Origin of the sequence: Paenibacillus sp. FSL H8-0283, from assembly GCF_045040675.1 — a bacterium.
Classification (GTDB): domain Bacteria; phylum Bacillota; class Bacilli; order Paenibacillales; family Paenibacillaceae; genus Paenibacillus; species Paenibacillus amylolyticus.
The window spans coordinates 1,615,612-1,632,086 of sequence record NZ_CP150295.1; the positions used below are offsets into that span (position 1 = coordinate 1,615,612).

At 46.4% G+C, this 16,475-nt stretch carries 13 protein-coding genes; 5 read left to right on the forward strand and 8 right to left on the reverse strand.

Features of this window, described 5'->3' with window-relative positions:
- Positions 1 to 6: 6 nt before the first annotated feature.
- Positions 7 to 1,293, reverse strand: coding sequence for a DUF5050 domain-containing protein (locus tag MHI52_RS07155; protein ID WP_405158735.1), 1,287 nt, complete (start codon positions 1,291 to 1,293; stop codon positions 7 to 9).
- Positions 1,294 to 1,536: 243 nt separating this feature from the next.
- On the opposite strand from MHI52_RS07155, the gene MHI52_RS07160 reads away from it, so the two are divergent.
- Together MHI52_RS07160 and MHI52_RS07165 are read left to right on the forward strand one after the other, a co-directional pair.
- Positions 1,537 to 2,550 (forward strand): Gfo/Idh/MocA family oxidoreductase, encoded by a 1,014-nt coding sequence (locus MHI52_RS07160; RefSeq protein WP_405158736.1) that lies wholly within the window; start codon positions 1,537 to 1,539, stop codon positions 2,548 to 2,550.
- Between the two features lie 32 nt (positions 2,551 to 2,582).
- A complete protein-coding gene (locus MHI52_RS07165; RefSeq protein ID WP_405159367.1) occupies positions 2,583 to 3,569 on the forward strand; it encodes a Gfo/Idh/MocA family protein in 987 nt (328 codons plus the stop codon).
- A 3-nt stretch (positions 3,570 to 3,572) separates the two neighbouring features.
- Here MHI52_RS07165 and MHI52_RS07170 read toward each other — a convergent pair whose 3' ends face one another.
- The 3 genes from MHI52_RS07170 to MHI52_RS07180 form a co-directional block, all read right to left on the reverse strand.
- A complete protein-coding gene (locus MHI52_RS07170; RefSeq protein ID WP_127551328.1) occupies positions 3,573 to 4,397 on the reverse strand; it encodes a MurR/RpiR family transcriptional regulator in 825 nt (274 codons plus the stop codon).
- 107 nt (positions 4,398 to 4,504) lie between these two features.
- On the reverse strand, positions 4,505 to 5,338 hold the full coding sequence (locus MHI52_RS07175; RefSeq protein ID WP_405158737.1) for an ABC transporter permease subunit: 834 nt from the start codon (positions 5,336 to 5,338) through the stop codon (positions 4,505 to 4,507).
- Positions 5,331 to 6,236 carry an ABC transporter ATP-binding protein gene (locus tag MHI52_RS07180; protein ID WP_100529957.1) on the reverse strand — a complete coding sequence of 302 codons (906 nt, stop codon included), beginning with the start codon at positions 6,234 to 6,236 and terminating at the stop codon, positions 5,331 to 5,333. The genes MHI52_RS07175 and MHI52_RS07180 overlap by 8 nt, the downstream gene beginning before the upstream one ends.
- A gap of 444 nt (positions 6,237 to 6,680) precedes the next feature.
- Here MHI52_RS07180 and MHI52_RS07185 point away from each other — a divergent pair, with 444 nt between their 5' ends.
- Positions 6,681 to 8,516, forward strand: a complete 1,836-nt coding sequence (locus tag MHI52_RS07185; protein ID WP_405158738.1) for an HSP90 family protein — start codon at positions 6,681 to 6,683, stop codon at positions 8,514 to 8,516.
- On the forward strand, positions 8,516 to 9,565 hold the full coding sequence (locus MHI52_RS07190) for a hypothetical protein (RefSeq protein ID WP_282319074.1): 1,050 nt from the start codon (positions 8,516 to 8,518) through the stop codon (positions 9,563 to 9,565). Before MHI52_RS07185 ends, MHI52_RS07190 begins: the two co-directional genes overlap by 1 nt.
- A gap of 152 nt (positions 9,566 to 9,717) precedes the next feature.
- On the opposite strand, the gene MHI52_RS07195 is transcribed toward MHI52_RS07190, so the two are convergent.
- The 4 genes from MHI52_RS07195 to MHI52_RS07210 all read right to left on the reverse strand — a co-directional run bounded on the left by MHI52_RS07195 (position 9,718) and on the right by MHI52_RS07210 (position 14,382).
- Complete coding sequence (locus MHI52_RS07195; protein WP_405158739.1) at positions 9,718 to 11,925, reverse strand: serine hydrolase; 2,208 nt, start codon at positions 11,923 to 11,925, stop codon at positions 9,718 to 9,720.
- Positions 11,926 to 11,975: 50 nt separating this feature from the next.
- Complete coding sequence (locus MHI52_RS07200) at positions 11,976 to 12,746, reverse strand: DUF3169 family protein (protein ID WP_047842012.1); 771 nt, start codon at positions 12,744 to 12,746, stop codon at positions 11,976 to 11,978.
- Position 12,747: 1 nt separating this feature from the next.
- Entirely contained in the window at positions 12,748 to 12,957 is a 210-nt protein-coding gene (locus MHI52_RS07205) for a helix-turn-helix transcriptional regulator (RefSeq protein ID WP_017690042.1), read from the reverse strand.
- 174 nt (positions 12,958 to 13,131) lie between these two features.
- Positions 13,132 to 14,382 (reverse strand): MDR family MFS transporter, encoded by a 1,251-nt coding sequence (locus MHI52_RS07210; protein ID WP_405158740.1) that lies wholly within the window; start codon positions 14,380 to 14,382, stop codon positions 13,132 to 13,134.
- A gap of 123 nt (positions 14,383 to 14,505) precedes the next feature.
- On the opposite strand from MHI52_RS07210, the gene MHI52_RS07215 reads away from it, so the two are divergent.
- On the forward strand, positions 14,506 to 16,389 hold the full coding sequence (locus MHI52_RS07215) for an ABC transporter substrate-binding protein (protein WP_405158741.1): 1,884 nt from the start codon (positions 14,506 to 14,508) through the stop codon (positions 16,387 to 16,389).
- Positions 16,390 to 16,475: the final 86 nt, after the last annotated feature.

A 16,475-nucleotide genomic window follows, 5' to 3' on the forward strand; every position in this document is an offset into this window, starting at 1 on the left:
TATATGTTAGTACGGTGTCACCAATAGAATATTGTCGAGGAAAACGTCACTCATAACTTTTTTCCCTGTTCCACCCGTTTGCACGTGATACAAGCGATACTGATCTTTGGCATTGATGTAGAAGAGGCCCGCAACATCATCTCTGATATGGAATGCATCCCATTCGTCCCCGGTAAGTTTCGTTACCTTGAGAGCTGTATTAACCGAATAGAGTCCATTGTTGCCCGAGATGTATGCAGCCGTAGATGTACCATTGGTCAATTGATTCGCAACATACGTTACATTGTTCAGGTTCAGGTTGGCAGACTTGGTCACTTTGTTGCCCGAGACCGTTTTGGCATAAGCCTTTTTGTCTGCATCAATAATGACAACCTTGTCTGTACCTAAGGCACTTATTTCACGAACGCTCTTATTATGAAGTTGAAGTGTTTTGGCTGAAGTGGTTAACGCAAACGCTTTGCCTTTGGCATAATTATAATCCTTATTGCTGTCGAGAACGATTCCTTTGTTATACACGTAAAGATTGTTTCCCCAACCACCGGAATATACAGCATTCACATCCAGTTTGGCTTTGGGATTAACCGCGGTTGCTTTGCCAGTGTTGTATTTCACCTTATACATGACAACAGCATTGGTGGAGTAAAACTCCTCGTAGGGGTCTGTATTTACCATCAGTTGCAGTTCGTTTTTGGCTTGATTCGTAAAATAACGTCCTTCCACTGCGCCTGCGGCAATCCGCTGCACAGCTCCAGCACCGTTGGACGTTTTGGACACGATCCACGTGTTTCCATTAACTAACGCATTATAGTAGGCGCGCCCTTTGGTTACCAGGAGGAATGGGAAGTCGGTATCAGCCTTGTCAGCAATCTTGGTGACAGATGAAGCGTCACTATTGCCATTCGCGCGATAAATGGTACCTGTAGCATCCAGATAATAGATAAATCCGTTATCCGTGTAATAGCTGAGTACATCTGTAGCAAATGTCTCTGCCGCATCGCTGGACCCGTCATTCGGAACCCGAAGCAAGATTGTGGAAGAAGCAGTCTGCGTGTAGTAGAGATAAGAGCCTGCCGCGAGCAAGTCCACACCTTGGAAATCAATTAATACTTCTGTTGTATTGCTGCCATCCGCGGATACTTTGTACAAAACTCCGTCGGACTCATAATACACTGTGGATTGGTTAAGTGAAGCTGCCTCGGCTGCGGTTCCACCTCCCAATGTCACTGCTACAATGAGTGTAAATAACAGCAATGTACAGATGGTGCGTTGTACGTATGTATACCTTGTTTTCATTCGTTCATCGTCCCCTTCGTTCTTCTATATGTATGTCGTTAATTCCTTATGTTATATCGGTAAACTATGGAATATATGTTAGATCTCAAACATGAAAAAAAGAAGAGAATGAAATTGAATTTCATAGTCATTCAAACCTGAAATCAAATTGCGCATGATGCTGCCAATCCCGTCCCAAAGCATTCTCCGCCTGACTTGATCGTGATAACATTACACTCAACCAGAGCAGAGGAGTGAGTGATCATGTTAATGAATGTGGCGATCATCGGATTTGGGAATGCAGTGGTGAATTATCATTTTCCTTATCTGGACAAAAAAGAAAACATCAGGGTGAAGATGATATATCGTCGAGAGGAAGATCGGGTTGGTGATACAGAGCGTGAATCACGCTATCCCGAGATTACTTTTTCGACGAATATCGAAGACATATTGCAAGATGATGAGATTGAATTGATTGTTATCGCCACCCATGTGGATAGCCATGTAGAGTACGCTAGGCTGGCATTGGAACGCGGGAAACATGTACTGGTGGAGAAACCATTTGCCTCCACTTCTGCGGCAGCCAAAGATATTTTTGAATTAGCCAATCGTAAAAATCTCATCGCTATGGCGAATCAAAATCGCAGATTTGATGGTGACTTTCTGACATTGAAGAAAGTGATTGAGAGCGGCAAACTGGGGAATATTGTTGAAATCCAGTCCCACTATGATTATTTTCACCCACAGTACACCAGAAGTGGATTTGGATTGCTGCATGGCTTGGCCGTGCATACGATCGATCAGTTAATCTCCATCTATGGTGTAGCTGACCGAATTGATTATGATGTTCGGAGTTTGATCGCGCCGGGGGAATCCGATGATTATATCGATATTGATTTTCGTTATGGACGAATGAAGGCCACGATTAAGTGCAGTCTGCTTGTGAAGATCGAACATCCAAAATTCATTGTACACGGGGATCGAGGGAGCTTTGTTAAATATAGCAGTGGGCATCAAACGAAAAATGGAGATGGACGAACCAGGGTATCCATTGAAGCTGAACCGGAGAATAACTGGGGTACGATTAGTTATGTGGACGATGAGGGAACATCACATACGGAGAAAGTTCCTTCGGAAGCGACAGACTATGGCATTTTATATGATCAACTGCTTCAAGCCATTCGACATAACGGTGATAAACCGGTCAAGGATGAAGAGGTTTTATATGTATTGGATATTTTACATGACGGAATCGAAGCAGCGAAGAGAGCCAACTGACAAACAACCAACGACAGGAGCGAAACGATATGATGAATATAGCAACGATTGGTACAGGGTCCATTGTGGATGCCATTTTGTCTGCGATCAATGAGCTGGAAGATGTTACGTGTACAGCGATGTACTCTCGGAAGAGAGAGACAGCACAGGAGCTTGCGGGTAAGTATGGGGTCGATACCATCTATACGGACCTGGAATCCCTATTTTCAGATACAAATGTAGATCTCGTATATATTGCTTCACCAAACAGCATGCATTACGAACAGGCCTATCAGGCACTTCAACATGGCAAACATGTCGTCTGCGAAAAACCGTTCACGTCCACGCTTCAGGAAGCAGAAACGCTGATTGCACTTGCAAAAGAAAAGAATCTGTTGCTGTTTGAAGCCATCTCCAACATTCATCTGCCCAATATTAAAGTCATACAGGAGCAACTACCAAAGCTTGGTCCGATCAAACTCATCCAGTGTAACTACAGTCAATACTCGCGCAAATACAATGATCTGCTTGTAGGGGAAACGCCGAACGTATTCAATCCACATTTCTCTGGTGGCGCGCTAATGGATATCAATATTTATAATCTGCATCTGGTCATGAATCTGTTTGGCAGTCCGAATACCGTATCGTATACCGCGAACCAGCATGCAAACGGCATTGATACGTCAGGAGTAGTGGTTCTTAAGTATCCGGAGTTTATTGCGGAATGTGTAGGTGCCAAAGACACAAACAGCATGAACTTTGTGCTCATTCAGGGGGAGAAAGGTTATCTTCAGGTTGTGGGAGGAGCAAACGGTTGCCGGGAGATCAAGCTTCAGATCGGGAATGAGTCTGCAGAGGCATATAATGCGCAGACCAAATCCAATTGGCTGTACTATGAGTGGGAAGCGTTCAGGGACATCCATGCAAGTGGTGATCACAAACGGTGTTACGAACTGCTCGAACACAGCCAGTCTGTAATGAGTGTACTTATGAGTGCACGTAAGGATGCCGGGATTGTATTTACAGCAGACCAGTGTTAATCGTTAATACGTATCGCTAATGCTCCCCATGTACAACATGTCGAAAATGTAGAGTACCGAGACCATCGAAGACATTTTGGACAGTCTTAACTGTTCATTGTATCCGTAAGCCAGCAGCGTTTCATCACAATGTCTGGACAGGGTTGAATGGTTGTTGCCCGTGACCGCGATGACTTTCATCTGTTTGTTGCTGAGCACTTTAGCGGCTTCAATCATGGATTGATTCTCACCTGTGTGCGAGATAACAAAAGACAACGTCAGGCTGTTGGGATTCATCGTGTTCAAGTAATGCATGTTGGGACTATTATGAGCAATCGCAGATATGCCGAGTTCATTCCACTTGGCACAAGCCTGCTGAGCCAGATAATAATTCATATCACTGCCATAGATATCGATACGTCCGGATTCTTTGACCCAGTTCGCGATTCGTAGCAAAACAGGAGCATTTAACATCCGGCGCGTATCATCTAGCGCCTGCTGATACAGGTAAGGAACTGAGTCGATGGCAGCCAGCACGTTGCCTTGTTCTGCAATTGCATGATCCTGCGTCTGCAACGCGGAAGGTATCTGTTGATATTCAAGAGCAAGTTTTAACTGAAAGTCTGGGTACCCCTTGGTACCCAGCTTTTTGCATAAGCGAACAATGGTGGATGAGCTTGTATAGGTCTGCTGAGCCAGTTCATGGGCTGTAGAATCAAATACAACTTCGGGATTGCTTAGGATATAGTCCACAATATGCTTCTCCTGTGCCGTTAATTGTGAAGCATATTTTAATTTTTGAAGTAGTTTGGATTCCATACAGTTGTTCCATTCCTCTCTATAAATCATCCCATAGCATATATCTCCACATCATAACCTGCACTTATTTATTTCTCAATCTGTATAGCGGAGCGACAGTGTGGTTTGTTGAATTTTGTCGCCATACTCCACATCATTCAGATCTGACTTTCCGCCAGTTGCTGACGACTATTCCACGACGTGACCAGACGAAGAAGAACCACACTTATGAGTAGGAGCACTGCTCCAATCATGACTAACATCCAAGGACCAATCAGCAGCATGCCACTGGCTTGACCAGCGACTAAGGCGATGAGGGGAAGGACAATTAATCCGCCGAGTTGATAGGCTTCCTGGAACCCACGGACCTTGGCCGAGATCAGGACGTTTAATAAAATGACCATAAGACTGCAAGCGGGAACAACCCACACGACAAGTATTATCCAGTTCAGATTGGGAAACATCAACGTTCCAAACATGGGGTACATCAGAATATTGGCAATGATTCCGTAGATCAGGAAAGTAACCCAGGATAATAGAATGGAAGGGATCAGGGTAGCTAGCACTTTACCTTTAAAAAGAGTGTCCATACTTATCGGTGTGAACAACAATCCTTCCAGCGTCTTACGTTCCTTCTCACCAGCGAAACTATTGGCCGTCAGAATACTGGAGGCCATTACCGGAATGATGAGAAACAAGGGAGCGAACATATACATGGCCAAGTAATAGACAATACGATGATTATCTGTAGGCATGGAAGCAAGCTGAGGAATCTGTCCACCATGGGTTAACGCATCCAATGATTCGAGTAGAAAGCTGATGTTGCCCAGAGAACGAAGTTCCATTCTGGAGGCCGCCCACAGAAGGGCGGAGGGCATGATGATTCCAATAATCAGTGGAACGATCAACATGGGCAACCAGAGCTGAATGCTGGCTGTGACGGACCGGATATCTTTACGTACCAGTGCACGTATGGCTTGGCGGTTATTCATGGTGGTGTGCCTCCCTTATGGCAAAATAGATACTTTCCAGATCACTGCCCGTGATGCGGGCCTGATAGACTTGACCATGCTCCGTTAATTGCCTTAGCAGTAATGGAATATCTTCACGCGATGTAAGCTGAAATACTGCTTGATGTGCGGAGATTATTTCAGGTGTAAAGTCGGTTGCCGTGTGCCATCCTTCTGGCATGTCGGCTTCTACTTCGAGCTTCGGAGTGGACAGGTACCGGCTAACAATCTCCTGTTCCGTGCCTTCCTCCACGATGCGCCCCTTTTCCATGAAAATATAATGATCACAGACGGCTGACAGTTGGGACAGCACATGGGATGAGACCAGGATTGTCATCTTTTCTTCCTTATTTAACTGACGGATAATGCGTAGCACCATCTGAATTCCATCCGGATCCAGGCCATTGGTGGGCTCATCCAGAAACAGGATGGAAGGACGGTGCAAGAGTACTCGTGCAAGGCCCAAGCGTTTCTTCATGCCTGTGCTATAGGTGCCGACTTTTCGATGCTGATAATCCTGCAACTCGAACAGATTTACAAGCTCGTCGATTCGTTTCTTGGCATGCTTCAGGCCAAAAACATCTGCGAAGAAAGTCAGATTGTCACGCCCGCTCATATTTTCATATAATCCACTTTGCTCGGTAAGAGTGCCACACATGGCCAGTACTTTCTCTGCCTCACAAGCGGCGTCCAATCCGTTAATGGTTACCTGTCCACTGGAAGCGCCCAAAACCCCATTCATGATACGGATCAGTGTGGTTTTGCCCGAACCGTTGGGTCCAATCAACCCGGTGACACTGCCTTGTTTAACTGTAAAACTGACATCATGCAGTGCTTGATGCACTTTGAATTGCTTGGATATGTTGCGTACTTCGATCATGTATATTCACCGTCCGATCTGAGTTTGGAGATTATACGTGTGGTATGCTGATATCGTTCAAATGGACGACAAAAAAGATCTATTCCTCCTTCAATAGTCCCGAATGTAGGATGCACATTTACCCTGAAGTCTGTCTGAAATCGGGTCTCAGGTTTGTTTTCACTCTGCCTTGTAACATGTATCCTTATTTTAGGGTAGAACATCCGTTTCATTGCTATTCATGACGTGGTAATGGAAGATAAGGCCTTACGTCTCATGAATGCCTGAAATATGCATATAACGCCGGTCTTGGTTATTCAGGGCCGGCTTGACGTGATGTTTTGTCGTGCCTGTCACGGGGAACGTCTGTTTCTAACGATTACATAATGAATTCGTCTAACACATCCATATGAATACATCGTATGGGTACATATTGTGTTTGACGTAGAGGAAGGTGAGTGAATCATGACAGCATCCAATGAATATCGTTTTCAAGTGAACCTGAGCGGGATGATCCAGATTTTATCCAACCATCTATATAGCAGTCCTAAAGTGTTCTTGCGCGAACTGATGCAGAATGCGACGGATGCGATTACCGCACGAACGGAGGCGGAGCCAGGGTATCAGGGTGAAGTTCGTGTTGAACTGACGGGAACAGGTGAGCAATTGACCATGATGGTGGAGGACAACGGAATCGGCTTGACCGAAGCTGACATCCATGAATTCCTAGCGATGATTGGACAATCCTCGAAGAGGGGGCAGCAAGCGCTGCTGGATGGAGAGACTTCGTTTATCGGGCGTTTCGGGATTGGGTTGTTATCCTGTTTCATGGTGAGTCACGAAATTGTCATGCTGACGCAATCCGCGAAGGGCGGCCCTTCGATGGAGTGGCGGGGCAAGCCGGATGGCACCTATACGATTCGACAATTGGACACACAGCTGTCCCCGGGGACCAAAGTATATCTGCGTTGCACACCGGACGCGGCGCACTACTTTGAACCGGATTATGTGAAAGAAGCTCTGTTCTATTACGGAGCATTATTGCCGTATCCGGTCACGCTGTATCATGACGGCGTGCAACATGTGGTGAATAGCGAGACCCCGATCTGGCTGATGGACCCTGCACTCGCACGTTCACGCAGATCAGAGGTATTGGCATTTGGTGAACGTCTGCTTGGCGAGCAGTTCCAAGACTTCATTCCGTTGACGACAGCTTCAGGCCGTACCGGAGGTATTGCTTTTGTACTGCCACACGCGGTTAATCTGAATGCCAAGCGTTCTCACCGGGTTTACCTGAAGCGAATGCTGATTTCGGAGAAGGCTGAGAACATTTTGCCAGAGTGGGCTTTCTTCGTGAAATGTCTGATCTGGACAGATGAGCTTCAACCGACGGCATCACGGGAACATTTCTATGAAAATGAGAAGCTGGAGGAAGTTCGCTCCGAACTCGGAGACGCACTTCGCAAGGGACTGGCCGACATGGCTGAGAGCCAGACGGAACGGCTTCAGAAGCTGATTCGTCTGCATGCTCTGTCCATGAAGGCATTGGCTGTGCAGGATCAAGCATTCTACGCGATGATTCATCGCTGGTTGCCATTTGAGAGTACGAGGGGTCACCGTGAATTGGGTGAGTTAATTGATGAAGGAGAGACATTGTATTTCACGTCCTCTGTTGATGAGTACCGTCAGATTCATCATGTAGCTTCCGCACAATCGATGCTGGTAATTAACGGTGGTTATATCTATGACAGCGAGTTGATGGCGACACTGCCGATGACCGTGCACAACGTACACACGGAGCGGCTACAGCCGGATCAGGTCTCGATGAGTTTCACCGATGTGCCACCCGCTGAGCGTAATCAGTATTATGATGCGTTGCGACTGGCCGATTCTGCCTTACAGCGCTTCCGTTGTCGGGCTGAGGTGAAAGGTTTTAAGCCATCGGATCTGCCAGTGTTGTTCACGCTGTCTCAGGAATCCTCAACACTTCGTGCGCTTGAAAAAGCAAGCGAGGAGAGCACGGAATTGTTCTCGTCTGTTCTGGGTTCATTGTCTTCTGGCATGAGTTCAGCAGGGTACTCAACCTTGTATTTGAACGTGAGTAATCCGATCATTCAGCGGGTACTGACATCACCGGATGACCAGATGACACCGATTGCCATCGAAATGTTATACGTCAATGCACTGATGATGGGGCATTATGCCATGAGCAAGCAGGAGCTTGAAGTGTTAAATCAGGGCATTGTTCGTTTTATTGATTGGGGTTTGCGTGCCAATACAGATCGTAAGGGGGAAGCCTGATGAAGACAGAGATGGATTTTGAAGAACTGATGGACGAGGCCTATGGTTTGCCCAATGGTCCGGCGAAGCTTGGTATGCTGGAGGAAGCGGCAAGAGTTGCCGATGTGAACGGCATGGAGGAAGAGGCATATGAAGCAAGATCGGAGATTGTGGAGACAGCAACATTCTGTGGTTATCCGATGAAAGCACTGATTGCTTTTTCCTGGCAGCTGGGCAAGTTCGACCAACAGCCCGAAGAATATGATGAAGAAACGTTAATGTGGTCGTACAAATGGATATTGGGCAAGATGCCCGACTTCCCGGAAATATCACGCGAGAAGATCCTGGAGCTGTTGGAGGATTTCGGACGGCGCTTCAAGTCCTACGGTTACAGCGAACGCTCCTACTGGTATTATCGGTTCCGGATCTTTATGGATTTTGGGGAGCTGGAGGAAGCGGGACGTAGTTATGATCGATTCAGAACGATGGATCGTGACTTTATGAGTGACTGCGAAGCCTGTGAGCAGGATGAGATTATGCGATATTTCTTGTTAAAAGGAGACGATGAGAAGGTGTTGGAGGCGGCACAGCCTATCCTGAAAGGGCGTATGAGCTGTGCAGAGATTCCGCATCTGACTTTGTCTGAAATTTTGATGCCGCTATATCGGTTGGGACGGACTGCGGAAGCAGATAAACATCAGACCAAGGGATATCGCCTGATTAAAGGCCAGAACGATTTTGTGCAGAGTTTTGCGGAGCAGATGGATTATCTCACACGTACAAATCCGGCAAAAGGCATTGATGTGCTGGAGGAAACACTGGTGTTCGCTGCTGATCATGAAGATCCTTACGCCAAAATGTTGTTTTATGCCAGAGCAGCATCGTTGCTTCGCCGCTGGGTGGAAGAATCTCCAGAATACCGATTGCGTCTGCCAGCATCCTTCCCGTATGAAGGCGATCCGGGCGACCTGCTCAAGCTGGCCGATTACTTTGCGGAGCATGCGCAGACCGTTGCAGCCAAGTTTGATCAGCGCAACGGGAACCGCCATGTATCTTCGTTGATCGAATAGAGACGGATATAACTTAGTAACCGATCGCTATAATAAGTTATGAAAAGTAACGAAACAGGCTTGTTCAAGAAGGATCGTATCCTTCTGAACAAGCCTGTTTTTTCTTGCATCATAAGCATGATCAATCTAATCGGTATGAAGATATTTTATTTTTATTGTGCTGATGTTGCAGAAGGGACCGTTACTGGTACAGGAACCGGCGCAGTTTCAGATGTCTCATCTGCAGGCTCAGCTCCTTCGGCAGGTTCTGCTTGTGGTTGTTGAGCTGCCATCAGTTCAGCGACGATTTGATCTGTTGGTTGGGTAAGCAGCGCATACATGATCGCAGCCTCTTCCTGACGAATCAGAGGTTTGCGGGAAAGGAAATCAACAGAACCATCCTCCATTACCTTCACCTCGGGTCCATGGATACCAAGCTTCGCCATCATCTGAATGGCTGGTACAGCCCATGCATCTGTGTGTCCCGCAAGTTTCACATCATTAAACAGTTCGCTAGGATATTGTAGTTGCATAATTCTCCACATCATGACCATGGCTTCCTGTCGGATAATCACTTGATCCGGCTTAAACTGCTGTTCGTCCGTGCCAGTAATCATACCCAATTCATATCCGAGTTGAATATATCCGGCTGCTGCATGATCTGCCCAGTCGGTGCCAACAGGAGGCGTAGTTTTGCTGGGCTTCAATCCACTCAGTTTAAGCGTGTTCTCAATAAATTCAGCTCGTGTCACAGCTGATTTCGGTTGGAAAGACTTGTTAGCATCATTCTCATAATATCCAAGAGATTGTATGGCATAGATTGCTTCAGCATAAGGACTGTTCTCACGAACATCCCGGAAGCCCATAGGCTTTTGACCTTTTTTCTCATAACCCATAGGGTTGAGGTAAGGTTCTTTCATGTATGTGGTGCCATCTGCATATTCTTTGAATGCTGTGAATTGACCAGTCAATTCATCTTTGAAGAGATTATCTTCCACCTGAATCAGGTTGCGTTGACCTAGGAATACATCGTTAATGCTCAGTTGTCCTGGCTTATCCCCGCCACCTTTCAGGGAACTTACAATCGTGCTAAGTCGAAGATCGGCGTACAATCCGGTGAAGCGTTGCAGCTCAGCTGCGGATTGCGGCGTGTAATCCTTGAACTGTACAGGCTTTGCATATTGTGGGAAGAAGCTCTGAATGAATGCAGGGTAGAACAGATTACGAAGTGCTCCATTTTGATTATACGTCAGGAAAACGCCTGTATTTTGCTCGGGAATAAGGAAGAGATAAGAGCTGAATCCGGTCAGGTCGCCTCCTTTTGTAATGATACTTGGACTACTTCCTGCTCCGGGAAGCTGGAATGCAGCTTCGAATCCATACGTGGTGTTTGGTAACAGTGGATGAATGGAAGAACGGTACTGTTCCATGCTTTTCACTGTGGATTCCTTGAAAATTCGTTTGTTGTCCTTCACGCCATCATTCAGGAACGCAATCATGAACTTCCCGATGTCCTCAGCGGTAGACAACATGCCACCTTGAGGCATTGGTGTTGGAGAGATGGTGTACAGATCAAGCGGATTGTGTGCCGCATCATAGCCTGTGGCCAGCTGCTTTTGGAACTTTTTGTCCAGCATGAAACTGCTGTTATCCATTCCTAGCGGTTTGAAGATATGTTGTTGCATGTAGGATTCAAAGGGCTCGCCGCTTACATTCTCAACAATCATGCCAAGCAGCAAAAACGAGAAATTATCGTACATATAGGCGCTTCCAGGCTCGCGAACGACAGGAGGCATGTGTTGCTGTGCGTAATCCTCCATCGCTATGTACTTATCAAAATCAGTATGGATGTCTTCCTGTTGCGGATCACGGATCTCGAATCCGGTCGTGTGTGTGAGCAGGTTCTCCACAGTTACAGGTTTGTCAAAAGGATTATCAAATTCGAGCCCTTTCACATAGGTCTGAAAGTCAGCTTGCAGATCAACCTTGCCTTGCTCTACCAGCTGCATTACAGCTGCTGACGTGAACGTTTTGGAGACAGAGGCTACACGGAAAGCGGTATTTTTGGGATCGATGGCTGTTTTACTCTCCACATCGGAGAAGCCATATCCTTTTTCCGCCAGAACTTTGCCATCCTTCACAACAACAACGGAGGCTCCCACATAATGGGCCTTTGCCTCAGGTGAATCGAAGAATGAATCCAGAAATGCTGTAGCTGATTCGGTTGTCAGCGCTTTCGTCTTTCCTTGTTCAGCAGCTACTGGAGTTGCGGTCTCCGCCTGAACTGCGGGTACCCACAGACTGAGAGACAGAACCACAGCCATAAAAGCTCCTGTTAGGGAGGTGAACCTGAAACGGGTCTTTCGTTTGGATAAATGCATGCAAACACTCCTTTATGAAAATATTTACAAAATAGTTACCTAACCATGTATTACTGATTACTCGCACGATAGGTTTCACGATAATAGATTCCGATGTTGGCAATCCAGATCACAGAGAGCATTACAATCGGGAATGGAGCAAAGGTAAAGAGCATCGAATATAGAACCATAGAGACCATTCCAACACCAAGAAGTACATTCATCATCTGAAAAGAACGATAGGCTGCGCGATAGACAATCCATTTCTCGCCTTCATCCAGCTTCTCAAAATGATCTTTCTTCATATTGCGCGAGTTCAGATCCAGAGTGCGTTCAGGATAATAACGGTTGTATCGCTTCACAGTCAGAGTTTGCACGACCACAACGATGATAATAGAGATACACGAAGCAACAAAATTCAAGAGGTTGAACAGTTCTGGAGAATTCGGCATGGTTCGGTTGGATGCATACAAGGACAAGGCAAGTGCTGCCCAGGTAAACGTAAGAATAACGCTGAATCCGCTGAGTATCATCGCTTTTCCGAGGGAGCGCTCTGCGGGAGAGATGAGTGAATCGGAATCTCCATAAGCATCATTTTCCATGGGAGGGACAGATGGCGTGCGGGAGAGACTGAAGATGTTCCACACCGTCATAACTACCACAAGAGCCGCCAGGATTGCGAATAAAAGATCATAGTCATAATACACGGACAGCGTCCAGTTCAAGTCAGAAGGGAGTTTACTGACTCCGCTAGCGCCGAGAAAACCAACTACAGCGCCACCGGCTGCATACAAGGGAAGACGCAACCGCTTTTTAATGGACGAGGATGATGAATTTTTCATTTTAATCTCCACCTTTCAGTTCAAAGATTTTTTCGACAGGTTCACGAAATACATGTGCTATTTTTAGTGCCAGAACGACCGACGGAGAGTAATCTCCACGCTCAATCAGGGCAATGGTTTGACGGGATGCACCAATGAGTTTGGCCAGTTCTGCTTGGGATAGCCGGTCTCTGGCTCGTAACTCCCGAACGTGATTGTGTAATTCTTCCACTTGCTCACCTCCATGAACCTAATGTACATGATATTTGACTAAATGTAAACTATAATATACAAAATGTTAAAGATAATTTACTTCTGAACGTTGATCATGGACATGAAAAAGAGAGCCAGTTGGGCTCCCTAGGATGATTATTTTGTTGTCCGAAAAGTTGCCAGAAAAGGGAAATCAAGATGCATCTGCACACGGCAGATGTTGATTCTGTTCCTCTGCCTTCCGAAGTAACATTCGGAAAAAGATGAGCGCTCCAAGCCCCATCAGGATATACAGACCAGCCATCGCATAGGAGGGCAGAAAGGCTCCAATGGTTAACCCGAGACTGCCGAGAAGGGCAGCAACGTTGTAACTCAACCCGTCAGCAGCCATATAGGCAGCACGGTCCGAATCTGGAATCATACCCGCGAGCATGACCTGACGAACAGGGGCATACATCAACTCTCCAATGGTTAGCAATATAGCGGATGAGATGAGTAACCAGGCCCAGTTGCTGAAAGCAAGTACGGTGAAACCTGCGGTATAGAGGAGCATACCAACAGTCATAATAGATCGGGACTGGAAGCGACCTATCCATCTGGTGAATGGAATGGCAACCAAGGCAACCATTACGGTGTTTATGACCATGATCAGGCTGAACATATGCAGACCTGAGATATCTGAGCCGAGCAGTTGGGCGGTGAATTCATTTTTTAGACGAACAGCGATGTATTTATCCAATTGAAATTCCAGGGAGACTGCAAGTACAGTAGCCGTGAAAAATATCATGAAACGTTTGTCCTGAAAGACCGCCCAGTACGTTTTCAATATGTTCCTCTGGATGGGAGCATCGCCATAACCTGATTCACGTTTATCCATTGTTTCACGAATCATAAAGATTAAAATAAACAGGGTAGCTAGGATTTCAAGGCATACCAGACTGAACAATAGGAAACGAAATGATTCGAAAAATAGCCCGCCCATCAGTGCACCAAAAGTTACAGCAACGTTTGTTGTCCAATATTGCAACCCATATACATAATGACGTTCATGTTCACTGCTCACGTCGACAATCATAGCATTAGCAATCGGCACGGTGATCCCTGAACTGAGACTACTGAGCAGAAACATGAGGCAAGTGACGATGATTGAATCCATCCACGGCGAATTGGCGATGGCCAAGCCGAGTAGAGCCATGACTTGGAGACTTTGTGCGATCACCATTAATTTTTTTCGTCCAATTCGGTCAGACCAATATCCTGCCCACAATCCCACAATCATGGAAGCCACAATATTGACCGTCAGCAATAACCCCGCCAAACCTGCGCCAATCTGAATACTCAGATAGATCGCCATGAATGGAATGATGGACTTTTGGGTCAGATCGGTGAAAAAATCAGTAATGATACGTATCCTGATGTTCGGGTGCAGATCGGCGTATTTCATAAATCGTTGTTCTTCCTTCCCACTGGTCATGTTGATGTTACTGAGTATAATGGAGGAAAACCTGAAGAAAAACTGTAGAAGCATCCGGATGGATTTCGTATTTTAGCAGAAGGTAGGGCAACTATGGACGTATCAGAACATTACATTCAACTGCGATTAAACTTTCTACATGTACATGATGAACAAGAAATGCATACAACGGTAGGTGAACTTGCCGATCTATTATGTTGTACCATGCGCAATATGAACCTCATTATGAACAAATTCAAGGAGAATGGATGGGTCAGGTGGAACCCGCAGCGCGGAAGAGGCAAAAAATCGATGCTGGTATTTTGTGTCCCGTTGCTTGAAGTGGCGCGTGAACGATTTGACCATCTCCTGGATGGGAACAGGATGGAGGACGCCTATGAACTGGCCGCCACCTTACCAATTACGATGAGAGAACATCTGATGCAGCAAATGCAGCATCAATTCGGTCTGCGTTCGAATGGAGGGGACAGAGGACGAGTGGATACATTGCGGATTCCACGGAATATCCCTTTTAAGACATTGGATCCCACGCAGACGGCCATGTGGGGAGAAGTTTTTATTGTTGAGGAGGTTTTTGATCGTTTGGTTCGTTATAATGCTGAACACCAGGTCTGTGAACCGAGTCTGGCTGTGGCATGGGAGAGTCATTCAGAGGGGAGCGAATGGACCTTTTATCTGCACAAAGGTATACCCTTTCATCATGGCAGAATATTGGATTCAGAGGACGTGAAGTTTACCTTTGATCGCATTATCTCTGACAATAGTAACCCGTGCAGGCCTCTGTTTGGATCTATTGAGCGCATAGAGACGTTGGACGAATTGACTGTACGTTTTGTGTTAAACAAGCCTAACTTCATGTTCCCGGATCTGATGAGTAGTATGTCTGCATCGATCTTGCCGAGAGATGTGGAGATGAATCCGCTCCATCCGATTGGAACAGGACCTTATCGGTTGACGCGTCATGATTCCAAGCTGCTTGTGTTGGAAGTATTTCCTTCCTACTTCCGAGGCCGAGCCTATATTGACCGCGTTGAAATATGGCAACTTCCCCATTCTGGGAGGGTGGAGTCCGTCATCAAGCATAATATATTTCCGGATGCGGAGCCTCGTGCCGTGCAGCATGAGATGCAGGGTGGCATGTATATGACGTTTAATATGCAGAAGGAAGGGCCGCAGCATGAGGTGAATTTTCGCCGGGCTGTTCAACAGCTATTGAATGCGCAGGAGTTGTCGCAAGCGCTCGGAAGCACGAACACGCAGGCTGCTTATAGTCTGATTCGAGGACGAGTACAGCAACCTTTAAAGGTGGGTTCAGATCAAGGGGAGCCAGGGAAACAGCAATCGGAACAACCGGATGGTTCGGTCACACCTGTACCTGACCTTTCCGTGGAGACCTCAATGGTGCGGGCCTCAGCATTATTGCGTCATAGCTCTTATCAAGGGCAGAGTTTAAGTCTGTGGGTGGAAGAAGGAGAGAAGATGGAGACGGATATGGTCTGGTTTGCAGAGAGATGTAAACAGATTGGCCTACATATCAACATTATGCCGGGAGATCCGGTCCACGCAGTCTATCAAGATGGGTTTGGGGATTGTGATCTGATCTATACAGGAGAAATCTTCAATGATAATGTCGTGCTGAGTCTCGTGACGATGTACACCTTCCAGAACACGTTATTCCTGATTGCGATGAATGATTACTGGAGACATGAACTGGAAGAGGAATGTGGACGAGTGGTCATGATCCAGGAACCCGCGGAGCGGTTGAATAGATTGATTCGGCTAGAAGATCGACTGATTCAGGAGGCATTGCTTCTGCCCACATACAGCTTCAAGGAAGAACACGCCCATCATGATTCACTGAGAGATTATCGTCTTGCGGGGTATGGTCTGCCTGATCTGCGCAGATTGTGGGTGAAGAGAAGCCCTGGGGCCGCTGAAGAGGATACGAGTTATCCGGTGTATATTCCGTTGTGGTAGGATTAGCTGCCACAACGGAAATGAATCAGGCGTTTTCTATATAAATTGAACTAAACATTTATACAAAACGGAGAGGACAGAAATAA